The sequence below is a fragment of the Faecalibacterium sp. 3 genome, assembly GCF_048323735.1.
Classification (GTDB): Bacteria; Bacillota; Clostridia; order Oscillospirales; family Ruminococcaceae; genus Faecalibacterium; species Faecalibacterium wellingii.
The window spans coordinates 2,887,390-2,911,802 of record NZ_JBLWFN010000001.1; the positions used below are offsets into that span (position 1 = coordinate 2,887,390).

Below are 24,413 nucleotides of genomic sequence, written 5' to 3' on the forward strand. Positions count from 1 at the left end.
CATGGAACATCACCCGCTCATTCTCTCCGCAAAAGATGTCAACATCCAGTTCGATCTGCGTGGAAAGATTCTGCACGCCATCCGGGGCATCGATCTCGACCTCTATCAGGGCGAAGTGCTCGCCATCGTGGGCGAGAGCGGCTCCGGCAAGAGCGTGTTCACCAAGAGCTTCATGGGCCTTCTGGACGCCAACGGCTCCATCACCGGGGGCACCATCGATTACTACGGCATGGCGGACGGCAAGCCGCTGCGCCTTTCTGACCTCAGAACCGAAAAGGACTGGCTGCGGGTACGCGGCCGGGAGATCGCCATGGTCATGCAGGACCCCATGACCAGCCTGAACCCGCTGAAGACCATCGGGGCACAGATCATGGAAGCCGTCACCCTGCATCAGGGCCTGAAGGGCGCTGCCGCAAGGGAAAAGACGCTGGGATACCTGCGGGATGTGGGCATCTCGGAGCCGGAAAAGCGCTTTAAGCAGTACCCGCACGAGTTCTCCGGCGGGATGCGCCAGCGGGTGGTGATCGCCATTGCAGCGGCCTGCAGCCCCAAAATTCTCATCTGCGATGAGCCCACCACCGCACTGGATGTGACCATTCAGGCCCAGATTTTGCAGCTGCTCAAAAAAATGCAGGTCAAGTACGATCTGACCATCCTGCTCATCACCCACGATCTGGGCGTGGTGGCCAACATTGCCGACCGGGTCGCCGTGATGTACGCGGGCGACATCGTGGAGATCGGCACCGCCGACGAGATCTACTACGACCCCCGCCACCCCTATACATGGGCACTGCTGTCCAGTATGCCCCAGATGGGCGTGAAGGGCGAGGACCTGTTCAACATCGTGGGCACACCGCCGAACCTGTTTGCAGAGATCCGCGGCGACGCCTTTGCGCCCCGCAACCCGCAGGCGCTCAAGATCGATTTTGTCAGGCGCCCGCCCTACTTTACCGTATCCCCCACCCACAAGGCCAAGACATGGCTGCTGGACCCCCGGGCACCCAAGATCGAGCCGCCTGCTGCGGTGAAAATGCTGCGAGAGGAGGGGCTGTAAGATGGAAAATGAACGCGAAGTTCTTGTGGAAGTGAACCACCTGAACGTGACCTACGGCTCCGGCCGCAGCACCTATCATGCCGTGCGGGACGCCAGCTTTAAAATTTATAAGGGCGAGACCTTCGGCCTTGTGGGCGAAAGCGGCAGCGGCAAGACCACCATCGGCCGGGCCATCCTGCGCATCCTGCCCACCTCCGGCGGTGACATCCTTTATAAAGGCCAGAAGATCAACGGCAGGATCAGCCATCAGCTGGACCGACAGATCATCAAGGAGATCCAGATGATCTTTCAGGACCCGCAGTCCTCGCTGAACGAGCGCGCAAAGGTGAGCTATATCGTGGGCGAGGGCCTGCAGAACGTCCGGCCCGACCTCACCGCCGCCCAGCGGGAGGAGCGGGTGAGGCAGGCTTTGCGGGACGTGGGCCTGCTGCCGGAATTTGCTTCCCGCTTCCCTCACGAGTTTTCCGGCGGACAGCGCCAGCGCATCGGTATCGCCCGGGCGCTGATCGTGGAGCCGGAGTTCATCGTTGCCGATGAGCCCATCAGCGCACTGGATATGTCCATCCGCGCGCAGGTGCTGAACCTTTTGCGCCATTTACAAAAAGAACGCGGCATCACCTATCTGTTCATCGCCCACGACCTGTCCGTGATGCGCTACATCTCCGACCGCATCGCCGTGATCCACAAGGGCCGCATCGTGGAGCTGGCCGGGGCCGAAGAGCTGACGGCCCACGCCATCCACCCCTACACCCGCAGCCTGCTTTCCGCCATTCCCATGCCGGACCCCCGCCGGGAGCGGCAGAAAAAGCTTCTGGTCTACGACCCTGCCATGCACGACTACTCCAGAGAGACCCCTCAGTGGCGCGAGCTGCGGCCTGAGCATTTTGTGCTGTGCAGCGCCGCCGAAGCGGAGCAGTGGCTGCCGCGCTGACCCCCCGACATTTCGGGAGGAATCGTTGTTTTACGGCACTTTTACGCAACGTTCATAGTTTATTTCTTGACATTCTCAGGCGGCTCCACTACAATAGAGACTGCATCGTTGATTCTAATTTTTGAGTTATTTGCGTGATCTGACCGGCGGCTTTCATCTTTCTTGCAAAGCTGTCGGCTTTTAGCAATGAAAAGAAGAAAGAAAAGAGGACTTTATTCTATGACTACTGAACAGCGTGAACCGCTCTATGCGTCCACTGCGAAGCCCTGGCTGAAGTACTACGACCAGAAATACATCGACATGCCTCTGCCCAAGTGCAGCGCCTTTGAGTATCTCTGCCATCAGAACAAGAACCATCTGAGCGAGACCGCTCTGGAGTATTATGGCCGCAAATTCACCTTTGCAGACCTCTTTGTGAATGTCAAGAAAACCGCTGCTGCCTTCCGTGCTCTCGGCGTGAAGAAGGGCGACATCATCACCGTCGTCAGCGTGATGACCCCCGAGGTGATCTACGCCTTCTACGCTGTCGATATGATCGGCGCAACGCTGAATCTGGTGGACCCGCGCTACAGCGTTGAGGGCATCCACGAGTACATCGAGGAGGTAGATTCCCGCCTGCTGATCTGCCTGAATGTGACCTATGAGCGCTGCCACAAGGCAGAAAAGCGCACCAATGTGGAGCGCGTTCTGGTCATCAGCCCCGCAGACTCCCTGCCGCTGCATCTGGCCGTCGGCTACAAGCTGACTAACCCCGATAAGAACCGCTACAAGTCCAACGTGATCCACTGGAAGGACTTTATTGCACAGGGCAAGGATCAGAGCATGAACGCCGAACCCTACGACCCGCAGCACGCCTGCGTGGTGGTGCACACCGGCGGCACCACCGGTTCGCCCAAGGGCGTTATGCTGACCGACGACAGCTTCAACTCTCTGGCCCACGAATTCATTGCCCAGAGCAACCTGTTCTGCCGCGGCCAGAAGCTGATGAACGTTATGCCTCCGTTCATTGCCTACGGCTACGCCTGCGGCGTGCATATGCCGCTGGTCATGGGCCTGCACGTCGTCATTATCCCCAATCTGGACCCCGACAAGCTGGGCGCACTGATCTGGAAGCACAAGCCCGAGCACATGTTCGGCGTTCCGGCTCACTACCAGCAGATGGCAGCTTCTCCGCTGCTCAAGAAGAAGAAGGATCTCTCCTTCATCCGCAACTATGCCGCTGGCGGCGACTCGCTGCCGCTGGGCGCTGAGCTGACCGTGAACGAGTTCCTGAAGGCACACAACGTGGAGTATCCGCTGGCCAAGGGCTACGGCATGACCGAAGTCGCTTCTGCCGCTACCGTTGCCGCCGGCAATGTGACCAAGCCCGGCAGCGTGGGCATCCCCATGCTGAATACGGTGGTGTCCATCTTCGAGCCCGGCACCGAGACCGAGCTGCCCATCGGGGAGCGCGGCGAGATCTGCATCTGCACCCCCACCGTCATGAAGGGCTACTACAATAAGCCCGATGAGACCGATATGATCCTGCGCCGCCATGCAGACGGCCAGATCTGGGCACACACCGGCGATGTCGGCTACATGGACGAGGACGGCTTTGTGTATCTGGACTCCCGCATCAAGCGCATGATCATCCGTCACGACGGCTTCAAGGTGTTCCCGTCCATGATCGAGAACGTCATCAGCCGCCATCCGGCTGTGCATCAGTGCTCGGTGGTAGGCTGCACCGATAAGGACCATGTGCAGGGCCGCCTGCCCTTCGTCTACGTGGTGCTGGACCCGGAGGCCGACAAAAAGAAGCGCCAGATCGTGCGCGAGCTGCGCCAGCTGTGCAAGGAAGAGCTGCCGGAGTACGTGCAGCCGGTGAGCTACAAGTTCATCAGTGAAATGCCGATGACCCCCGTTGGTAAGGTGGACTACCGCAAGCTGGAGGAAGAGATCACTCCCCGCGATTATTGATCCTGAACATCACCCTATCGTTTTTCAGACACTGAGCTCTCCCGCAAGGGGGAGCTTTTTTGTATGGAAGAAACCGCAGAATACGGGCGCAGCGATGACCGCAATTTTTTGAATTTTGTCAGTTGACAATTTTTACTTTCCATTTTATCATAGAGACAACAGCTGTGCCGCACAGGTGCAGTCATTCCGGAAAGAAGGAATCTCAATGAAAAACAAAAAATTTGCCAGCTTTCTGGCCGCAGCGGCAGCGCTTGTGCTGCTGGCCATGCCTGCATTTGCTGCCGACGAACAGACAGAGCTGCCTGCCGCCGAAGCAGCAGAAGTGCAGCAGGAACAGGCCGCAGCGTCCGTCGATGCCCAGACAGCCGGCGAACCGGAGCCGCAGCTCACCTATGTGGCGCTGGGCGACAGCATCACCTCCGGTGTCGGCCTTGCCGATATGAAATACAACATCGCCCAGATCGGCTACGATCTCCGGCCAAACTTCGAGGGCTACTCTTCCCAGTGCTATACCGCCCTTGTGGGCAAGGGCCTTGGGCTGGACCGCCAGCACGCCATCAATCTGGGCCTGCCCAGCCTGATGAGCCCTGACATGGTGGATATGGTGCAAAGCAGCGCCATGCCCAAGATGAATCAGGCTTCCGGCTCGTACTACGTCTACCCGGAATATCAGGAGTATCTGCGCAAGGCCGATATCATTTCCATCCAGATCGGCTCCAACGACGCGCTGGTGCCCTGCATCGTAGGTCTGGGCGAGGCCACCAACTGGAAGAGTGAGCAGCTGGCCGGGCTGATGGTCAGCGGTGCCCTGCGTGATTTCAACTTCCAGAAGCTGGGGCTCTTTCTCGAAGCGCTGAACCGTATGACCCTTACCTTTGACGAGAGCCGCGCCACCAACCGCCTGCTGTTCCGCGGCATGGATGAGATCTGCAATCAGGCCTATACCAATGTGACCAACAGCCTGCCGCAGATCGTGGCCAGTATCCGCGCGCTGAACCCGGATGCCAAAATCGTGCTGCTGGGTTACACCAATCCCGTGCCTCTGCTGCCCGCATGGAACCGCTATTTCAGCAAACTGAACCGCTTTGCCAAAGACCTTGCCGCACAGGAAGGCTTGATCTATGTGGACATTCCCCGCACCCAGACCGCTGCGGACGGCCACCCCACCGTCAAAGGCCACAAGTACATTGCACAGCAGATCCTGAATGCGATCCAGTAATTCTTTATGACCAAAAACAGCCGGCCTCCGCACAGGAGACCGGCTGTTTCTTTGTAGAACCCGTTTTCAGCTCAGGCGGCCGCTTTCCACCGAAAAGCTGATGTCTGCCGCCGCCATGGTAGACTTTCGGTGGGAGACCAGCAGCACCGTTTTGTCTTTGCACTCTGCCCGCACAGCCTTAAGGATGACCCCCTCGTTCAGGCTGTCCAGATTGGAGGTAGGCTCGTCCAGCAGCAGAAACGGCGCATCGTGCAGGAACGCACGCGCCACACCGATGCGCTGACGCTCGCCGCCGGAAAGGGCACCGCCCAGCTCCCCCACCGGGGTGTCATAGCCCTTGGGCAGGCTGCGGATGAAGCCATCCAGTGCAGCTTTTTTGCAGGCCGCTTCCACCTCTTCCCGGGTGGCATCCCGCTTTGCAATGCGGATGTTGTTCCCGATGGTGTCATCGAACAGTTCGGTCTCCTGGGTCACAAGGCTCTCCTGCGCACGCAGAGTGGCGGTGTTCACCCGGCGGATGTCCTGTTCTCCAAAGCGGATGCTGCCGCCGGACACATCCCAGAACCGCATCAGCAGCCGCAGGAAGGTGGACTTTCCGCTGCCCGAACGGCCCGTGATGCCCACGATCTTCTTTTCCGGAATGGTCAGGCTCAGGTCATGCAGGATCTCTTCCTCGGCATAGGCAAAGCTCACATGCTCTGCCGCAGCACCCGCAAAGGCGGTATCTGTGCCGTCGGTCACATCCGCAGTGACAGGCTCTTCCTCCAGCAGGTCCAGAACACGGTCGGCGCTGGCGAACACCTGCGTCAGGCCCACACCAAGGTTTGCCAGTGCCACCACCGGGCCAAAGGAGCTCAGAGCCGAAAGGGTGCACACCAGCACCCCCTCGGCGCCCAGTTTTCCGCTCTGGTAAAGGCTCAGGCTGGTGCCCAGCACGGCCAGCACCGTGAGCAGGATCAGGGTATTGGTCAGGGCCACGGTCAGGCCCTCGCGGTACTTGAGAGACTTCTGCTTTTCGCCCAGCGTCTCACTGTGGGCCGTGATGCCCTCGGCACGGGCTGCGGTGTCCTGATACTGCAGGGTATCCTTCAGGCCCCGCAGGCTTTCCAGCACATAGCTGTTGGTATCGGCCAGTGCCTGACGGTACTCCCGGGCGGCACGGTCGCCGCGCTTTGCGCTCCACACCGGCAGGGCCACACCCACCAGCAGATAGCCCGCCAGCAGCACCAGTGCAGGCAGGATGTGCCAGCTGCCCACAAAGCCCGTCATGCCGATGATGCAGATGCACGCGATGCAGATGGGCGAAATGGTGTGGGCGTAGAACACCTCCAGCGCCTCGATGTCGGCCGTGATGAGCGAGATCAGGTCGCCGCGGTCACGGCCTTCCAGCTTTGCAGGGGTCAGGCGGCGCAGCGCCCCGAACACCTTATCGCGGATCAGGGCCAGCAGCTTAAAGGCGATATAGTGGTTGGACGCCTGCTCTGCGTAGCGCAGAACGCCGCGCAGCAGCGCAAACACCAGAATGCAGGCAAAGGCCGTGCCCACGGTCCCCACCGGGCTTGCAAGCCCCAGCGCACGCAGGATGCCAAAGCCGCCAAAGATGGTAATGAAGGTGGCGCAGAAATGGCCTGCGACCCCCATCACGATCGCTGCCAGCATAACGGGCAGCATGGGCTTTACCAGTACGATAAGCCGCCCCACAATGGCAAAGGGGCTGCGATGATCACTCTTGTTCATGCTCAGGCATCCTCCTCTTCCAGTGTTTCCAGCTGCCGCTGTGCCAGATACAGGCGGCTGTAAGCCCCCTGCTTTGCCAGCAGCTCGGCGTGGGTGCCCTGCTCGATCACACGGCCATTGCTCATTGCATAGATGCAGTCGCTGTGCACCACGTTTGCCAGACGGTGGGAGATCAGGATGATCGTCTTTTTCCCGGCAAGGCTGTGGATGGCCTGCATGATGTCGTTCTCGCTCTCGGCATCCACATTGGAAGTGGCTTCGTCAAACAGGTAGATGGGCGTATCATGCAGCAGGGCGCGGGCCATGGCAAGGCGCTGACGCTGACCGCCGGAAAGATTGCTGCCGCCCTCATGCAAGGCGGTCTGCAGGCCGTTCTGGCTGCGGCAGAAATCGGCCAGATTCACCTGTTCCAGTGCGTTCCACAGCTCTGTTTCGGAGGCATCCGGCTTTGCCATGCGCAGATTGCTCTCCACTGTGCCTTTGAAGATGGCGGCGTTATGGGGCACCAGCGTCAGGGTGCGCAGGCGCTGTTCCTGCTGCAGCTCCTGCACCGGCACGCCGCCCAGCGTCACGCTGCCGGTATAGCCGGTGCGGCTGCCGGACAGCAGCGCTGCGATCGTGCTTTTGCCGCAGCCGCTCTCGCCCACCAGCGAGACAAAGCTGCCCTGCGGGATGGTGAGCGATACATCGTTCAGGATCGTGCGGTCCTTTTCGTAGCCAAAGGTGACATGCTCCAGCTGCAGGGTGGTGTTTTCGCCGGGCAAGCGGTCGCCGTCGGCGGGCTCTTCCGCTGCCAGCAGCCGGAAGATCTTTTCTGCCGAAGCGGCGCCGTTCATGGCAATGTGGAAGTAGCTGCCCAGCAGCCGCAGCGGCAGGAAGAAGTCCGCCGCCAGCAGCACGATGGTCAATGTGGCGGTCAGGGTCAGCCGGCCTGCCGCAAATGCAGCCACCGCGCTGATGATGCCAAGGCCCGCACCGCCGTAGGCCATCAGGTCCATCAGTGTCACCGAGTTCAGCTGCATGGTGAGCACCTTCATGGTGATCCTGCGGAAGCGCTCAGCCTGCGCGTTCATCTGCTCGTGCTTCCAGCCGTCTGCCTGATAGATCTTCAGGGTGGTCAGGCCCTGAATGTTTTCCAGAAAGCTGTCGCCAAGGGTGGTGTACTCGCCCCAGTAGTTCGCCAGCAGCTTTTTGGCAAACTTCTGCACCGCCACGATGGACATGGGGATCAGCGGCACGCAGCACAGCAGGATGATGGCAGACCGTGCGTGCACCCCCACCAGCAGCGCGAACAGGGTAAGCGGCGCCAGCAGGCTGTAGAACAGCTGGGGCAGGTACTTTGCAAAATAGGTATCGATCTGCTCCACGCCTTCGCTGGCCAGCATCACCACCTCGCTGGTGGCCGCCGTCTCGGTGTAGTTGGGGCCAAGGCGGGCAAGCTTTGCGTAGATGCTGCTGCGCAGGGTGCGCTTGACGTTTTTGGACGCCCGGTCGCTCATGCCGGAGGCCAGCATGGTGCAGGCAAAGCGCAGCGGCACCGTAGCAAGGCACAGCACCAGCTGCTGCCACAGCAGGGCGCTGGTCAGGCTGCCTGCAAAGGCAGCACCGATGAGCCCCGCAACAGCCTTTACAAACACCACATTGCACAGCATTCCCAGCCACTGGAACAGCACATTCAGCTCCACATACCGCAGTGCACCGCGGTCAAAGGACAGCAATTTTTTGTTGATCACTGGGCTTTCTCCATTTCTGTGTCATCCGCCGCTGTTCCGAACAGACGCTCGTATTCGCCGGTAAAGATGCGCTCCGGCAATGCACTGGTCATGGCCAGCGCCGCCGCAAAGCGTTCCTCCTCTGACAGCGGCTCGCCGACCGGCGGGAAATGGGTCAGGATCGTTTTCAGCTGCCGGTCCACCTGCTTTGCCACCCAGATGCCCCGGTCGGTCATGTAGATCTTGCCGTAATGCTCCTTTACGATCATGCCATGCTCCATGAGCAGGTTCATGATGCGCACCACTGAGGGCTTGGTGACCCCCAGCTTTTCCGCAATGCTGCGGGAGCTGATATCCAGATGGGTCTGCGAGACCTCGTAGATCGCCAGCAGATAGCGCAGATGCGCCGACGTAAGTTCCATCCCGATCACTCTCTTTCGTTTTGATGTTACTCAAGGCTAACTTTTTTCTTTTGAAAAAAGGGCGCGAGCCGAAAGTTCCAGCCCGCGCCCCTTGCGGTTTTTACCGATCAGTGACAGCCGCTGCAGCCGCCGCAATTACCATTGCAGCCGCCCTCGCCGCAGCCACCGCAGCCGCCATGCTTGTGAGAGTGCCATGTGATCCAGCCCACACCGCCAAACACGATGACTGCCACAATGATCGTAGACAGATTAAAGTTTGCTGCCAGAAATTCCATCATAAAGCATCTCTCCTTTCAGCAGACGAAGCTTACTTGTTTGCAGTGATCTTGGAAACGTCGATCTTGACCTCGTTGTCGCCGGTGTACTTGTTGGGACGAACCAGCAGGTAAATAAAGCAAGCCAGAACCACAGCCGCCACGATGGTAAAGAAGTTGAAGCCAACCTCGCCGGTGATCAGGCCGCCCAGCTGGTAAACCACCAGAGCTGCGCAGTAAGCCAGAGCACACATGTAACCAATGGCGATGGCCGTCCATCTGCCGTTGTTCATCTCGCGCTTGATGGCGCCCATTGCAGCGAAGCAGGGAGCGCACAGCAGGTTGAAGATCATGAAGGCGTAAGCCGACAGAGCGGTGTAGTCCTGCGCAACAGCAGCCCAGATCTCATCGCCGTTCTCAGACAGCTCGCCGCCGAAGTGATACAGAACACCGAAGGTACCAACCACGTTCTCCTTTGCGATCAGGCCGGAGACGGAAGCGACGGTTGCACGCCAGTTGCCGAAGCCCAGAGGTGCAAAGATCCATGCGACCTTGGTAGCGATAGCAGCCAGCACGGAGTTGTCCTGATCCTCGACCATACCGAAGGCACCGTTCTCGAAGCCGAAGCCCTGCATGAACCACAGCACAACGGTAGCGGCCAGAATGACGGAGCCTGCGCGCTTGATGAAGGACCAGCCGCGCTCCCAGGTTGCACGGAACACGTTGCCCCATGCAGGCACATGGTATGCGGGCAGCTCCATCACGAAGGGAGCGGGATCACCTGCGAAGAGCTTGGTCTTCTTCAGGATCACGCCGGAGCAGATGATGGCAGCCATGCCAATGAAGTAAGCAGAGACAGCCACCAGAGAAGAACCGCCGAACATCGCACCTGCGATGAGGCCGATGATGGGCATCTTTGCGCCGCAGGGGATGAAGCAGGTGGTCATGATGGTCATGCGGCGGTCGCGCTCGTTCTCGATGGTACGGGATGCCATGACGCCCGGGACGCCGCAGCCGGTGCCCACCAGAACAGGGATGAAGCTCTTACCGGACAGGCCGAACTTGCGGAAGATACGGTCCATGATGAAGGCGACACGGGACATATAGCCCACATCCTCCAGAATGGACAGCAGGAAGAACAGCACCAGCATCTGGGGAACGAAGCCCAGAACTGCGCCGACACCGGCAACGATGCCGTCCATGATCAGGCCGTACAGCCAGCCTGCCACGCCGATGCTCTCCAGCAGGCCGCCCAGAGCATTGGGAACGATCTCACCAAACAGGACATCGTTGGTCCAGTCGGTGGCAAAGGTGCCGATGGCCCAGCCGCCGTCTGCAATGGAGGTGCCCATGGACAGGGAGTACATCAGGTACATGACCAGTGCGAAGATAGGCAGAGCCAGAATACGGTTGGTCACGATCTGGTCGATCTTATCGGAAACGGTCAGGTGCTCCACGCGGGCCTTCTTCTTGACAGCCTTGCCCACCACGGTGTTGATGTATGCATAGCGCTGGTTGGTGATGATGCTCTCTGCATCGTCGTCCAGCTCGGTCTCGCAATCCTTGATGTGCTGATCGATGTGATCCATCAGGGCCTTGTCCAGCTTCAGCTCATCCTGCACCTTGTCGTCGCGCTCGAACAGCTTGACAGCGTACCAGCGCAGGAAGCGGTCATCCACCTTGCCCTGAATGGACTCTTCGATGTGGGCAATGGCGTGCTCCACGCTGCCGGTGAACACGTGAGGCAGCTCGCCGGCCTTGGTAGCCTTGGCGGCAGCCACAGCAGCCTTTGCAGCGGCCTCGGTGCCCTCGCCCTTCAGTGCGCTGATCTCCACAGCCTGACAGCCCAGCTCTGCGCTCAGCTTCTTCAGGTCGATCTTATCGCCGTTCTTGCGCACCAGATCGATCATGTTCACAGCCATGACCACCGGGATGCCCAGCTCAATCAGCTGGGTGGTCAGGTACAGGTTGCGCTCGATGTTGGTGCCGTCGATGATGTTCAGGATGGCGTCGGGCTTCTCCTTGACCAGATAGGTACGGGAGACGACCTCTTCCAGCGTGTACGGAGACAGAGAGTAGATGCCGGGCAGGTCCTGAATGATAACATCCTTATCGCCCTTCAGCTTGCCTTCCTTCTTTTCCACCGTAACGCCGGGCCAGTTGCCGACATACTGGTTGGAGCCGGTCAGATTGTTGAACAGGGTCGTTTTACCGCAGTTCGGGTTGCCGGCAAGTGCAATTTTAATGCTCATTGCTTAATCCTTCCTCCCTTTGGGATCAGACTACTTCGATCATTTCAGCATCGGCCTTGCGCACGCTCAGCTCGTAGTTGCGCACGGTCAGCTCCATGGGGTCGCCCAGAGGTGCCACCTTGCGGACATAGATCTCGACACCCTTGGTGATGCCCATGTCCATGATGCGGCGCTTGACCGGGCCTTCACCGTGCAGCTTTGCCACAGTAGCGGTCTCGCCGACCTTTACGTCTTTCAGAGTTTTCATTCTTAACCATCCTCCTCTGCTTGTCTTTATAGAGAGACTATTCCAGTTTCGGAGCAGCTCCCAAACAGCGCCGGGGCACTGTTCAGCCAATCATGATACGGTTTGCCATCGTCTTGTCCAGCGCGATGCGGCTCTCCTTGACCTGCAGGATCAGGTTGCCTGCGATCTCGTTGACGACCGTTACCTCACTGCCCACCACAAAGCCCAGCTCTGCCAGATGCAGCCGGATCTCGTCCTTGCCGGTGATCTTTTTGATGGTGACGGTCTCCCCTGCTTTTGCCATTGTCAAAGGCATCATACTTCCGCTTCCCTTCCTGTTTGAATCTGGGATATCGCTGCGGTTAGTCAGCCGCAACTATCAACGTGGATAGTTTACGCTTACTAACCTTTGATGTCAATATTTTTTTCATATTTAAAAGTTAGTTCATATGAACAAACAATTTTTCTGCCCGAGTTTTTCCGTTTTTTCACCACAATCAACAATAACTAACTCAAATTATTGAATCAAAGTTAGCCATTGTTTACATTTTCTCGTTCTTTTTTGGCGGCATCTTGTAAACTATCACAAGGCTTTTTTCCTACTCCTGCTGTGCTCTTTTGCAGCAAATGACACAGCCGCGCGGTACAGTGGTCATTCTGCACCGCGCGGCCGCGTGTCAAAAGGAGGATTTCTTTCCCGCCGGTGCGTGGACACCAGCAGGCGCCAGGATAAAAAGAGAGTATTTGAAAAGAGAATGACAACATCAAGCCGCCACGGCAAGGCGGAGAATGGGCGTTCCGCTGTGGAACAGCCGCAGATAGACTGCTGTGCATTTGCTCAGCTGGTCAAAGTGCTTCTGCGCTACATCCGGGTCGCCGTAGGACTTCCAGCAGCCGCAGCAGGTAAAGTTCTTGCCGCGGTTCTCGATAAAGCCCACCACATCCCCCAGCGGATAGCCAAGGAACACCCCGATCTCATGGGGAAAATCCTCCGAGCAGCACAGCCTGCGGGAAAGCTGGGTGAGCATGCCGCCCACATCCAGCGGTTCCCCCGCTTCCGGCAGACGGTATCCCTCCTGCTGCAGGAAGCTCTGCACCTTTTCGTCTGCCAGTACAGCAGACAGCCTGCTTTCGCGGTAGACGTACACAAGATACCGGTGGTTGCGCACGCAGCCCTTGAGCACCCGCACCCGCAGGCCCTTGGGCTCAAGCTGGACATTCCAGTTTTTCACGCGGCGTGCAAGGTCGGCGCAGTCGCGGGTCTCGTAGCGGAACAGGCCCGCCGGTTTCAAGCTGGCCAGCACCGGGGCACACTGTTCGATCATGACCGTTTCAAAATTGCGCTCCATGTCTGTGCCCTCCCGCCTTGTTTCTCCGGGCTATTGTTTCCCGGATGCACCGTGTTTATAAGTTAGATGTTTCTAACCCAGATTTCAAAAAAGAAGCGGCTTTGCGCGGAGCAATTAAGGCTTCGGCCTGCCGATTGGTTTCTTGCGGTTAGTTATTTCTAACGTGACTGTATCTTACCACAGCCCGGGGGCATTGTCAACACTTTTTCCGAAAAAAGTTATTTACAACAAACCGTCATTTGCTTCGGCCTGTTTTTTGCGCATCCTACCGTTTTGAGATACGGTATGGTATAATAAGGAAAACCCTCTCAGGCTCACTGCGTTCGCCAGCCGTTCCCCTTTCTGGCTTCGCCATCTTCCCCCGGCGCGGGGGAAGTCGTTCCACTCAGGGGGGAGCTCTTTATAGAGTCAGCGCATTCAAAAACTCTCCCCTTCGGGAGAGCTGGCATTGCGCAGCAATGAATGAGAGGGTTCTATCTTATAAAAGGAGCACGTTTCCCATGGCGCAGAACATCACACCGGAAAGCCTGACCTCGATCCTCGCCGCCGCACTGGCCCAGAAGCCCACAAAGCCGCTGGTGCTGGCGCTGGATGGCCGCTGCGGCAGCGGCAAGACCGCCCTTGCCGACCGGCTGACCCGGCAGTTCCCGGCCAGCATCGTCCTGCACACGGACGATTTCTATCTGCCGCCCGCCCAGCGTGTACGCGGCTGGGAAAAAACACCCTGCGCCAACATGGACCTTGTCCGTCTGCGGGACGAAGCCCTGCGTCCGGCCTATGAGGGCCAGCCGGTGCTCTACCGCGCCTACTCCTGCCGGGCGGGCGCATACCAGCCTGTGCAGGAGCTTGCCTCACAGCCGCTGGTCATTCTGGAGGGCAGCTACAGCCATCACCCGCTGTTGGCCGGGTATGAGACCCTGCAGGTATTCGTCACCTGCTCAAGAGAAGAGCAGACCCGCCGCCTGCAGGCGCGGGAGGGGGAGCGGTACGCCAATTTTGCCGCCCGGTGGATCCCGCTGGAGGAGGGCTACTTTGCCCAGTACCGCATTGAGGAAACGGCAGATCTTGCGGTAGACACGACCGCAGCCAATGCCTGCGCAGGAATGATGTGTCGGTGAATGCAAAAAAGGCACAGTTGTGAACTGCGCCCCTGTGGTATCGCTATCCAGCAAATCAGCAAACAAAAAAAGACGGATATTCCGCAGCATCTCAGATGCTATAAGAATATCCGTCATGGTCGGAGCAGCGGGATTTGAACCCACGGCCTCCTCGTCCCGAACGAGGCGCGCTACCAACTGCGCTATGCCCCGAAAATACCGCAGCCAGTTGAGACTGCGGTTTTCTGGTTGGGGATGAGAGAATCGAACTCCCACAAGTAGAGTCAGAGTCTACCGCACTACCACTATGCAAATCCCCATTATTCTGTTTGTCTGCCGCGCTGTGCGCTGCTGACAAGGAATATTATACTCGAAAGGGTCTTGCTTGTCAACCATTTTTTTATTTTTTCCGCAAAACTTTTCCCCCATCTGCTCTGCCCGCAAAAACAGTCCGTGGGACCGTGTAAATTTTTTGCACTTCTCTTGACACGGTGCCCCATCCGGAATAATCTTATACTATAAATAAGCGGGTTCCCGGGCAGACTGACTTTCGGAGCCGGAATGCGCGGTGCTGAACAGCAAATGAAAGAGGGCTTTTGAATGAAAAAACGTGTTGGAATCCTGACCTCCGGCGGTGATTGTCCGGGTCTGAACGCCACCATCCGCGGCGTAGCCAAAGCACTGTATGCCCGCATGGGCGAGAATGTGGAGATCGTGGGCATCCTGAACGGCTACAGCGGTCTCATCAACGGCGATTACAAAGAGATGTGTGAGGACGACTTCCGCGGCATCCTGACGCTGGGCGGCACCATTCTGGGCACCAAACGCACCCCCTTTAAAATGATGCGTGTGGTGGAGAACGACAACGTTGATAAAGTCGCCGCCATGAAAAAGACCTACAAGGAAGCCAAGCTGGACTGCCTGCTGTGTCTGGGCGGCAATGGCACCCACAAAACCGCAAACCTGCTCTCGCAGGAGGGCCTGAACATCATCGGCCTGCCCAAGACCATCGATAACGATATCTACGGCACCGACGTGACCTTCGGTTTCCACACCGCCGTGGACATTGCCACCGATGTCATCGACCGCATCCACACCACTGCCGGCAGCCACAGCCGCGTAATGTGCATCGAGATCATGGGCAACAAGGCCGGCTGGCTGACGCTGTACTCCGGCATTGCAGGCGGTGCAGACATCATCCTGCTGCCGGAACAGCCCTATGATATCGACCGTGTGTGCTCTGCCGTGGAGCGCCGCGCCAAAAAGGGTTCCAACTTCTCCATCATCGCTGTTGCCGAGGGTGCCATCAACTGCGAGGAAGCCGGCATGAAGCGCAAGGAGTGGATGGCAAAGCGCGCCGAGGCAGGCTTTGGCACCACCGCCACCAACCGCATTGCACAGGCCGTGCAGAAAAAGACCGGCATGGAGACCCGTGTGTGCATCCCGGGCCACATGCAGCGCGGTGGCAGCCCCAGCGCCTACGACCGTGTTCTGGCCACCCAGTTCGGCAGCTATGCGGCAAAGCTGGTGGAGATCGAGCGCTACGGCGTGACCGTCGCCATGGTGAACGGTCACGTCACCCAGAACCGTCTGGTCGACATTGCAGGCAAGACCCGCAACGTGCCGGAGGGCTGCGAGCTGCTCACCGTCGCCCGCCGCATGGGCATCAGCCTGGGTTGATTTTCTTCAAATATTATGCTTTCCCCCTGCCGATGGCATTTCTCCTGTCGGCAGGGGTTTATTGTATCCAACGTTTGGGTAACCCGTCTGATTTTTCAGAATATCTTTTGTCGAAATCGCGAATGGATTATCTCTGTCTGTTCTGGTAAGATATCCATAGACAATTAAACCAGTCGTTACTCCTCGGGAGGCGCTACTGGCAGTTAACCGAAAGACATTATGGGTGTGTTATCGGTTCTGCACAGGTAGATGCTTTCGGAGGTTTTTTCTTTTTATTGCGTGTTTTTCAACATTCTGTCGGGAGGAAGCTGTCCATGAAGCTGCTGCGTAAGATCAATAATAACGCTGCCGTGGCGCAGGATAATCGTGGTCGTGAGATGGTCGTTCTGGGCCGCGGGGTAGGCTTCCACCCGATGCCCTATGAGCTGACCGACCTTTCTGTGGTCTACCGCACCTTTTATGACGTAGACCCGCAGTATTACGAAATCCTGTCCAACCTGCCGGAAGACGCTCTTCTGGCAGCGGCAGATATTACCGAGCAGTCCGAGATTGCCCTGCGCACCGAGCTGAACCCCAACCTGCCCTTCACGCTGGCCGACCACATCGCCTTTGCACAGCAGCGGGAAAAGCAGGGCATCCGGATGGCAGCTCCGCTCCATTACGACGTGCAGCATCTGTATCCCCGCGAGTACGAGCTGGGCCTGCGGGCACTGGAGACCGTTCGTCTGCGTACCGGTTCTTCCCTGCCCCGCGCCGAGGCAGTAAGCATTGCGCTGCATATCGTCAATGCCGAGCTGGAAGGCAGCGACCTTTCCAGCACCCTGACCGCCGTGGAAGTTCTGAACGAGGTGACCTCGGCCGTGGAGCAGGAGCTTGGCATTGTGCTGAACCGCGAAAGCTACAACTACGCCCGGTTTGCCATGCACATCCAGTTTCTGGTGCGGCGGCTTTCCGCCGGGGTTGCCATGGAGCAGGGCAGCGGAAAAATGCTGGACGAGCTTTCCCGCGAATACCCCGCCGTCTATCATTGTGCCTGCACCGTGGCACAGGATATTGAACAGCACCACGGCTGGCATTGCAGCTGTGACGAAGTGCTGTACCTGATGTTGCACATCTACCGTGTGCAGAACTGCGAAAGCAACTGATTTTTTGAATGTTTCCGGCTCCGGAGATGCGCGCGTCCGGGCCGGATGCAGATAGAGTTATCCACCAACGGAGGTTTCCCCTATGGATCGTGAGAAGTTTCTGGAAAAGCTTTTTCCGCTGATTGGCGGAAAAGAAAACACCAGTCTGTGCGAGTTTCAGGACGGCGTGCTTTACGTCACCCTGAAGGACGCCGGTCTGTCCGATGAAAACGCTGTGGCAAAACTGCCGGATGTTGCATCCGCCACCCTGCGCCGCGGCCGCCTTACGGTCACATTCGGGGAGCCGGAAAGAAAAGAGGAGGTTCCCTTTATGGCGAACAAAAATACGGACTACCGCGCGCTGGCCGCTGCGATTGTTGAAGCAGTCGGTGGCAAGGAGAACATTACCAGCTGCGTGCACTGTGTCACTCGGCTTCGTTTCAACCTCAAAGACCTTAAAAAATCCAAGAGTACTGAGGAGATCGGTTCTATCCCCGGCACAGTGGGCTGCGTGAATCAGGGTGGACAGCTTCAGGTAATCATCGGCCAGACTGTGGCAGATGTATACGCTGAGGTCTGCAGTCAGGCTGGGCTGGATACCCAGACGGCACTGACCGAAAATCTTGATGCAGAAAAGAAGAAGTGGTCACCCAAAGTGCTTTTTGACGTCATCAGCAGCGTATTTGTTCCTGCGGTCCCCGCTTTTGCCGGTGCCGGCATCATCAAGGGCCTTCTGACGCTCTTTACGACCTACGGACTGATGAGCAATGAGACGGGCCTGTATCTAGTGCTCAATGCCATTGGTGATTCGGTATTCTACTTTCTGCCGTTCATCATCGCTTACACAGCTGCTAAAAAATTCAAGACCAACGAAGTGTTAGCTCTGGTGCTGGCAGGTCTATATATGTACCCTTCCATCCTCAACAATGCAGGAAACAGCATCAGTGTGCTGGGCTTCCCGGTCACCTGCGTAAAATATAGCAGTACAGTGCTGCCCATCCTGTGCTCCGTGTGGATCATGAGTTATATCTACAGATGGATGCAGAAACACACGGTCGAGTATTTGCGTGTGGTCGTGGTGCCGATCGTAACGCTTGTTGTTACCGGCCTGCTTTCCATCTGTGTTATTGGACCCATTGGCTACAACTTGGGCGTTTACCTTGGCTATGCATTCAAATGGCTGTTTGATACTGCTCCATGGCTGGGCGGCTTGATCGATGGCGGCACCCGTCCTCTGGTCATCTTTACAGGTATGCACATGACCCTTTCCACCATCATGATCAATAATGTTAACACACTGGGCTATGATATGCTCGGCCCTGTGCATGCAGTGGCTACCATGGCCAGCGCCGGTATGTGCTTTGGCGCATTCCTGCGTGCCCGCAAGGACAGCAACAAGTCTACTTGCTTTTCTGCATTCATTTCTGCCTTCATCGGCATTACGGAACCAAGCCTGTATGGTGTGGCCATGCGTTTCAAACGCCCGCTGATTGCTCTGTGCATCGGTGGTGGTGTATCCGGCGCGTTCGTTGCTGCCATGGGTGCAAAGGCCATCTCGTTTGCAATGCCTTCCATCGTTAGCCTGCCTGTTTACAGCGGTTCCATTCCCACGATGTTGATTGGCTTTGTTATCTCGTTTGTGCTTACCGCTGTTCTGACTTATATGCTGGGATTCGATGAGGGTATCGAAAAGGACGAGCGTGCGATTCAGGCCGAGAAAAAGGCTGTAAAACTGCATTGATTTTCGTATTGAAAGGAACGATTTAATCATGAGTAATTCTATTAAATTCCCCGAAGGATTTCTGTGGGGCGGTGCAACCTCCGCTGGCCAATATGAAGGCGGTGCCGACGAGGGCGGCTGCGGGCTGTCTCACATGGATTATATTCGTTATCTGCCCCGTAAGGAGGGTATGTACCACCGTGTGCTGAACATCACCCCGGAAATGTTCGATGACTACAAGGCACATGATGCCGCACACGACCCTGAGTATTATTTCCCGTTCCGCAAAGGTGTCGATTTCTATCATCATTATAAAGAGGACATCGCATTGTTCGGCGAGATGGGCTTCAAGACCTTCCGCATGAGCATCAAGTGGTCCCGCCTTTTCCCCACCGGAAGAGAGGAAAAGCCCCTGACTGAGGGCGTAGAGTTTTATCATAATGTTTTCCGTGAGCTGCACAAATATGGCATCGAGCCGCTGGTCACGATGACACACTATGATATCCCCGCTACTCTTACCGAAAGTATCAACGGCTGGGAAAACCCAGAGATGGTGGCGCTGTGGACACACTTTGCAAAATTTCTGATTGATGAGTATAAGGATGAGGTGACCTACTGGCTCACCTTTAACGAGATCAATATGGCTGCCAACAGCAGCTATCTTGGCGGTGGCATGTTAGTGGAAAAGAGCGGCAAAAAGCCGCTGACCTGTGTGCATCAGGCTTTTCATCATATGCTGGTAGCCAGTGCCATTGTAACCAAATATGCCCACGATACCGCCCCGCAGTGCAAAATTGGCAATATGATCGCACGGCTGCACAATTACGCCTATACCTGCCAGCCTGCCGATGAGTTAGCCACCATGCAGGCCAACCAGCTGAACCTCTTTTTTGAGGACGTCATGGCGCGGGGTCGCTACCCGCAGACCATGCTGAACTACTATCGGGACAATGATGTCGTACTGGACTGGTACCCAGACTATGAGCGTATCCTGCAGGAAGGCACAGTGGACTTTCTGTCCTTCAGCTACTACTTTACTGGCGTGATCTCGGACGACCCGGACAAACGGGAACCGCGCGGCATCTTTGTGCGCAAACTGAAGAACCCGTACCTCAAGCACAGCGACTGGGGTTGGGCTACCGACCCCACTGGCCTGCGCATCACGTTGAATGAGCTGTACGACCGTTATCAGAAACCTTTGTTCATCGTTGAGAACGGTCTCGGTGCACATGACAAGCTGGAAACGGACGGCACTGTACACGATGCCTATCGCATTGACTATCTCCGTCAACACATCGAAGCCATTCGGGATGCCATCGGGGACGGTGTGCCGGTGATGGGCTACACGCCGTGGGGCTGCATCGATCTTGTGAGCATGGGCGATGCGCAGATGTCCAAGCGCTACGGTTTCATCTATGTCGATGCCGACGACGAAGGCAACGGCACCTATAACCGCTACAGAAAAGATTCGTTCTACTGGTACAAAAAGGTTATTGCCACCAATGGCGAAGACCTGAGCTGATTTTTCCACAGACATAAAAATACCGGTACAGTTGAAAAGCTGCACCGGTATTTTTTACTTTTCGGTCACATCATGCCGGGTAGGCTGGTTCTGTTCAAAGGCCGCGGCGCTTTCCAGCACACCGCGCACCATGCTCTCCACATCCTCGTGGGTGTAGAAAGCCGTGTGGTCGGTCAGGATCACATTGGGCATGCTGCGCAGAACCGCCAGCTCCGGGTTCTGGATCACATCGCCCATGCGATTATAATAATACAGGCCGTTCTCGTTTTCCAGCACGTCCAGGCCCGCCGCGCCGATCTTGCCGCTTTCCAGCCCGGCGATCAGTGCATCACTGTCGATCAGCTTGCCGCGTGCGGTGTTGATGATGGTCACGCCCGGCTTCATGGTCTCAATGGCTTTGGCGTCGATGAGATGGTGGTTCTCCTCGGTGGCATTGGTGTGCAGGGTGATGACATCGCTTTCGGCCAGCAGGGTCTCCAGCGGCACATACTCCGCGATCTTCTTCACCTCTGCATTGGGGTACAGATCGTAGGCCAGCAGACGGCAGCCAAAGCCGGACAGATGCTGCAATACCGTGCGGCCAATGCGGCCGGTACCGATCACGCCCACCGTGCAGGTGGAGATGTCACGGCCGATCTTTCCCTGCAGCGAGTAGTCCTGCGCCTCCCCGCGCTTGAGGATGTGCCCTGCCTTGCGCAGGCTCATCAGCATGAGCATAATGGCAAAGTTTGCAACGCCGTTTGGCGGGTAGTCCACATTGGCCACCTTCATGCCCAGTTCCCGGGCCGTCTCGCGGTCTACATGGTCATAGCCGATGGAGCGGCAGCAGATGGACTTTACGCCCAGTTCATGGAAGCGCTTTACCATGGGCGCGCTCATATCGCAGGGCGTTACTGATACAGCGTCATAGCCCTTTGCCAGCTCTGCATTTTCCAGTGTGGGATACTCCTGCGTATAGCCGAACTCAATATCCAGCTGCGGTGCCAGCCGCTGTGCAATGCTCAGCTCATCGTACGGACGCAGCGTGTAAAAAAAGACTTTTGTTGCCATAGAACTTCCCTCCCGGCTGATTTTGTCTTTATTTTAACACGTTCTGCGCGGACTGACGCATTTTTAGTGGTGAATTATATTCATCTTTTGCATGAGGACGCATATTTCCATGCAGATGCTGCAAAAAGAGTTGTAAAAAATCGGAAAAGAGGGTATGATAGAAGGAGCAAGTCGTAGTATACATCACTGAAACATAAAAGGAGTGTGCCTTATGCGCGCTTATGAACGGCTTTTGAATTATGTCCGGGTGCACACCACCTCGGATGAGACCTCCGGCACTCACCCCTCCTCCGAGCGGGAGTTCGACCTTGCCCGTCAGCTGGTGGAGGAGATGAAGGCTCTTGGCATGGAGGATGCCCATGTGGACGAGCACTGCTACGTCTACGGCACTCTGCCCGCCACCCCGGGCTGCGAGGACAAGCACGCGCTGGGGCTCATCGCCCACATGGACACCGCCGATGATGCCAGCGGCGAGAATGTGCAGCCCATCGTCTGGGAGAACTACAACGGCGGCGATGTGACCCTGCCTGCCACCGGCATGGTGATGAAGCCTTCCATGTTCCCCTTCCTCACCTCCATGAAGGGGGAGACTCTTATCACCTCGGACGGCACCACTCTGCTGGGTGCCGACGACAAGGCCGGCATTGCGGAGATCCTCACCGCCGTGGAGACCCTGCAGCAAAAGGGCCTGCCCCACGGCAGACTGTGCGTAGCCTTTACGCCGGACGAGGAGATCGGCGAGGGCGCAGAGCTGTTTGACATCCCCGGCTTCGGCGCGGACTTTGCCTACACTGTGGACGGCGGCGATGCCGGTTCCATTGAGTACGAAAACTTCAACGCCGCTTCTGCCACCGTGACCATCCACGGCTTCTCTGTCCACCCGGGCACTGCCAAGGACACCATGATCAACGCTTCCAATGTGGCCATGGAGTTCCATCAGGCGCTGCCCATCACCGCCCGCCCCGAAACGACCGAGGGCCGGCAGGGCTTCTATCATCTGTGCCAGATGTACGGCGATGTGACCACCGCAAAACTGGGCTATATCCTGCGCGACCACAGCGCCGACAAGCTGCAGTTCAAAAAGGACAACATGCTGGATATTGCCGAGTTTTTGAACGGCAAGTACGGCGAAGGCACCGTTGAGGTGGAGATCAAGGACAGCTACCGCAACATGCTGGAAAAGATCAAGCCGCATTTCCATTTAGTAGAAACCGCACGCAAGGCCACCCGCATGGCCGGGCTGGAACCGGAAGAGATTCCGGTGCGCGGCGGCACCGATGGCGCTATGCTGAGCTGGAAGGGCCTGCCCTGCCCGAACCTTGGCACCGGCGGCTTCAACTTCCACGGCGTGTGTGAGTGCATCACCGCCGAGCGCATGGACCGCTGCACCGAGATCCTGCTGAACATCATTTCTCTGTACGCAGAGTGATTTTTTATTCTCAATATACAAAAAGTGGGTGCTGTTTTGGGATAGCACCCACTTTTATTATACTCTGACGTTTGCCTTTACGACTCTTCACGTGAAAACGCAAATCAGGGCAGACCGCAGTCTGCCCTGATTTGCTCTATTCATGCCCAACACGCCAGCGGAGGGCATTCAAATCATTTAACCCACGTTGATATGTCCCACCGGCATGATCTTCCGCTTGTTATCGTCGGGCTTTGCCGTCAGGCTCATGGCCAGCGACACCGGGCCCACACGGCCCATGAACATGACCGCCATATACAAAGCTTTCGCGCCCCGGTTCAGCTGGCTGGTAACGCCCACCGAAAGGCCCACCGTACCAAAGGCCGAGCAGGATTCAAAGATCGCGTCAATAATCGATACCGCCTCCGAAGTGTTGTAGTACACTACCACAGCCGAGCCAACCGCCGCCAGCCCGCCGAGCACGATAATGGTCAAAGCACGATAAACCGTCTTGGACTCGATGTGGTGCTCTGCGATCACACAATCGTCGCGGCCCTGAGCCACGCTGCGGATGGTCAGGATGATGACAGCAAAGGTGGTCACCTTCACACCGCCGCCGGTGGAGCCGGGTGCCGCGCCGATGAATTGCAGCACACTCATCAGCAGCTTGGTAATGGGCCCGCAGGCGGCAAGGTCGATGGTATTCATGCCCGCCGTACGGGTAGACACCGACTGGAACAGCGCCGCCATCAGCTTACCGGGCACAGAGAGCCCGCCCATGCTGGCAGGATTGTTCCACTCCATCAGCGCGATGAGCGCCGCGCCGCCGAGCCACAGGATCACCGAGAAGCTCAGCACCACCTTGGCCTGCAGAGACAAGCGGTGTTTTTTGTGGTACTCGCCGATCTCCACCCAGACCATAAAGCCCAGACCGCCGGAAATGATCATGAACATCACAACGGCCTGTACATAGTAGTTGTTCACATAGGGCACCAGCGAGGAATACTGCCCGAACCGGCCAAACAGGTCAAAGCCCGCGTTGCAGAAGGCCGAAATTGCCGTAAACACACTGATCCAGATGCCCTCCAGCCCAAACTGCGGCACAAAGACAAACAGCAGCAGCAGGATACCGATGCCCTCAAACAGCCCGGCCAGACCCACCACGATCTTCAGCACGTCCTTTGCCTGCGCGTATCCATCTGCCGAGACGCTCTCGCCCAGCAGCCGCAGGTCACGGAAGCCCATGCGCCGCCGCATGGCCAGCGCAAAAAAGCTGGTGAGCGTGACCAGACCAAGGCCGCCTACCTGAATGAGCAGCAGGATCACGGCCTGCCCGAAGAAGGTAAACTGCGTCCAGGTGTCCCGCACGATCAGGCCGGTAACGCAGGTGGCACTGGTGGCCGTGAACATGGCATCCAGCACATCCAGCCGCCCATGCCTGCTGGCAATGGGTAGGCTGAGCAGGAAGGTGCCCAGCGCGATCACGATGACAAAGCTCCCGCAGATGATCTGCGTAGGCGTATACCCTCCCTTGCGCTTGCCCGCCGGGCGGTAAAACAGCTTTTTTCTCTTTATCTTTTCCATAAGATCCTCCGCACGCGGCAAGACCTGCCGCGGCTATTTCATTTCTTCTATAGCATACACCATTTTGCTTTACGGTTCAACTTGATTTTATCCGCAAAATGCTGTATTATAATAGG

The 24,413-nt window shown here is 57.4% G+C and carries 20 protein-coding genes and 2 tRNA genes; 10 read left to right on the top strand and 12 right to left on the bottom strand.

All coding sequences use genetic code 11. From position 1 onward, the window contains the following. The first annotated feature begins 1 nt into the window (after position 1). From ACNSPV_RS13605 to ACNSPV_RS13620, 4 genes are all read left to right on the top strand, one after another. Positions 2-1,054 (top strand): ABC transporter ATP-binding protein, encoded by a 1,053-nt coding sequence (locus tag ACNSPV_RS13605; RefSeq protein ID WP_348585138.1) that lies wholly within the window; start codon positions 2-4, stop codon positions 1,052-1,054. 1 nt (position 1,055) lies between these two features. Beyond that, the gene (locus ACNSPV_RS13610; protein ID WP_348585137.1) at positions 1,056-1,985 is read left to right on the top strand and encodes an ATP-binding cassette domain-containing protein; all 930 of its coding nucleotides are present in this window, start codon (positions 1,056-1,058) and stop codon (positions 1,983-1,985) included. A 219-nt stretch (positions 1,986-2,204) separates the two neighbouring features. Next, complete coding sequence (locus tag ACNSPV_RS13615; protein ID WP_348585136.1) at positions 2,205-3,941, top strand: class I adenylate-forming enzyme family protein; 1,737 nt, start codon at positions 2,205-2,207, stop codon at positions 3,939-3,941. 205 nt (positions 3,942-4,146) lie between these two features. Continuing rightward, a complete protein-coding gene (locus ACNSPV_RS13620; RefSeq protein WP_348585135.1) occupies positions 4,147-5,160 on the top strand; it encodes an SGNH/GDSL hydrolase family protein in 1,014 nt (337 codons plus the stop codon). A 66-nt stretch (positions 5,161-5,226) separates the two neighbouring features. Here ACNSPV_RS13620 and ACNSPV_RS13625 read toward each other — a convergent pair whose 3' ends face one another. The 8 genes from ACNSPV_RS13625 to ACNSPV_RS13660 all read right to left on the bottom strand — a co-directional run bounded on the left by ACNSPV_RS13625 (position 5,227) and on the right by ACNSPV_RS13660 (position 13,112). Beyond that, on the bottom strand, positions 5,227-6,897 hold the full coding sequence (locus tag ACNSPV_RS13625) for an ABC transporter ATP-binding protein (protein ID WP_348585133.1): 1,671 nt from the start codon (positions 6,895-6,897) through the stop codon (positions 5,227-5,229). Positions 6,898-6,899: 2 nt separating this feature from the next. Continuing rightward, entirely contained in the window at positions 6,900-8,630 is a 1,731-nt protein-coding gene (locus ACNSPV_RS13630; RefSeq protein ID WP_348585132.1) for an ABC transporter ATP-binding protein/permease, read from the bottom strand. Next, the gene (locus tag ACNSPV_RS13635; protein ID WP_348585131.1) at positions 8,627-9,031 is read right to left on the bottom strand and encodes a metal-dependent transcriptional regulator; all 405 of its coding nucleotides are present in this window, start codon (positions 9,029-9,031) and stop codon (positions 8,627-8,629) included. The genes ACNSPV_RS13630 and ACNSPV_RS13635 overlap by 4 nt, the downstream gene beginning before the upstream one ends. 107 nt (positions 9,032-9,138) lie before the next feature. Then, on the bottom strand, positions 9,139-9,309 hold the full coding sequence (locus tag ACNSPV_RS13640; RefSeq protein ID WP_348585130.1) for a FeoB-associated Cys-rich membrane protein: 171 nt from the start codon (positions 9,307-9,309) through the stop codon (positions 9,139-9,141). A gap of 29 nt (positions 9,310-9,338) precedes the next feature. Beyond that, positions 9,339-11,537, bottom strand: coding sequence for a ferrous iron transport protein B (gene feoB / locus ACNSPV_RS13645; protein WP_348585129.1), 2,199 nt, complete (start codon positions 11,535-11,537; stop codon positions 9,339-9,341). A 25-nt stretch (positions 11,538-11,562) separates the two neighbouring features. Then, the gene (locus ACNSPV_RS13650) at positions 11,563-11,784 is read right to left on the bottom strand and encodes a FeoA family protein (RefSeq protein ID WP_005944554.1); all 222 of its coding nucleotides are present in this window, start codon (positions 11,782-11,784) and stop codon (positions 11,563-11,565) included. A gap of 82 nt (positions 11,785-11,866) precedes the next feature. Beyond that, positions 11,867-12,082 (bottom strand): FeoA family protein, encoded by a 216-nt coding sequence (locus ACNSPV_RS13655; protein WP_348585127.1) that lies wholly within the window; start codon positions 12,080-12,082, stop codon positions 11,867-11,869. Between the two features lie 445 nt (positions 12,083-12,527). Further along, complete coding sequence (locus ACNSPV_RS13660; protein ID WP_348585125.1) at positions 12,528-13,112, bottom strand: DUF3793 family protein; 585 nt, start codon at positions 13,110-13,112, stop codon at positions 12,528-12,530. A gap of 500 nt (positions 13,113-13,612) precedes the next feature. Here ACNSPV_RS13660 and ACNSPV_RS13665 point away from each other — a divergent pair, with 500 nt between their 5' ends. Continuing rightward, positions 13,613-14,230 carry a uridine kinase gene (locus tag ACNSPV_RS13665; RefSeq protein ID WP_348585122.1) on the top strand — a complete coding sequence of 206 codons (618 nt, stop codon included), beginning with the start codon at positions 13,613-13,615 and terminating at the stop codon, positions 14,228-14,230. A gap of 116 nt (positions 14,231-14,346) precedes the next feature. Here ACNSPV_RS13665 and ACNSPV_RS13670 read toward each other — a convergent pair. Next, positions 14,347-14,422, bottom strand: a tRNA-Pro gene (locus tag ACNSPV_RS13670). Between the two features lie 33 nt (positions 14,423-14,455). After that, a tRNA-Gln gene (locus tag ACNSPV_RS13675) sits at positions 14,456-14,529 on the bottom strand. Positions 14,530-14,809: 280 nt separating this feature from the next. Between ACNSPV_RS13675 and ACNSPV_RS13680 the strand changes: the two genes are divergently transcribed. The 4 genes from ACNSPV_RS13680 (at position 14,810) to ACNSPV_RS13695 (ending at position 20,255) form a co-directional block, all read left to right on the top strand. Continuing rightward, positions 14,810-15,889 (top strand): ATP-dependent 6-phosphofructokinase, encoded by a 1,080-nt coding sequence (locus tag ACNSPV_RS13680; RefSeq protein WP_348585121.1) that lies wholly within the window; start codon positions 14,810-14,812, stop codon positions 15,887-15,889. Positions 15,890-16,203: 314 nt separating this feature from the next. Then, entirely contained in the window at positions 16,204-17,034 is an 831-nt protein-coding gene (locus ACNSPV_RS13685) for a PRD domain-containing protein (RefSeq protein WP_348585119.1), read from the top strand. Positions 17,035-17,116: 82 nt separating this feature from the next. Next, positions 17,117-18,754 carry a PTS transporter subunit EIIC gene (locus tag ACNSPV_RS13690; protein WP_348585118.1) on the top strand — a complete coding sequence of 546 codons (1,638 nt, stop codon included), beginning with the start codon at positions 17,117-17,119 and terminating at the stop codon, positions 18,752-18,754. A 28-nt stretch (positions 18,755-18,782) separates the two neighbouring features. Next, positions 18,783-20,255 carry a family 1 glycosylhydrolase gene (locus ACNSPV_RS13695; RefSeq protein ID WP_348585117.1) on the top strand — a complete coding sequence of 491 codons (1,473 nt, stop codon included), beginning with the start codon at positions 18,783-18,785 and terminating at the stop codon, positions 20,253-20,255. Between the two features lie 54 nt (positions 20,256-20,309). Here ACNSPV_RS13695 and ACNSPV_RS13700 read toward each other — a convergent pair whose 3' ends face one another. Further along, positions 20,310-21,305, bottom strand: a complete 996-nt coding sequence (locus tag ACNSPV_RS13700) for a D-isomer specific 2-hydroxyacid dehydrogenase family protein (RefSeq protein ID WP_339396106.1) — start codon at positions 21,303-21,305, stop codon at positions 20,310-20,312. Positions 21,306-21,516: 211 nt separating this feature from the next. Here ACNSPV_RS13700 and pepT point away from each other — a divergent pair, with 211 nt between their 5' ends. Further along, positions 21,517-22,734, top strand: a complete 1,218-nt coding sequence (pepT, locus tag ACNSPV_RS13705) for a peptidase T (RefSeq protein WP_348585116.1) — start codon at positions 21,517-21,519, stop codon at positions 22,732-22,734. Positions 22,735-22,911: 177 nt separating this feature from the next. Here the strand turns inward: pepT and ACNSPV_RS13710 are convergent, their stop codons facing one another. Then, positions 22,912-24,297 (bottom strand): TrkH family potassium uptake protein, encoded by a 1,386-nt coding sequence (locus tag ACNSPV_RS13710; protein ID WP_348585115.1) that lies wholly within the window; start codon positions 24,295-24,297, stop codon positions 22,912-22,914. Positions 24,298-24,413: the final 116 nt, after the last annotated feature.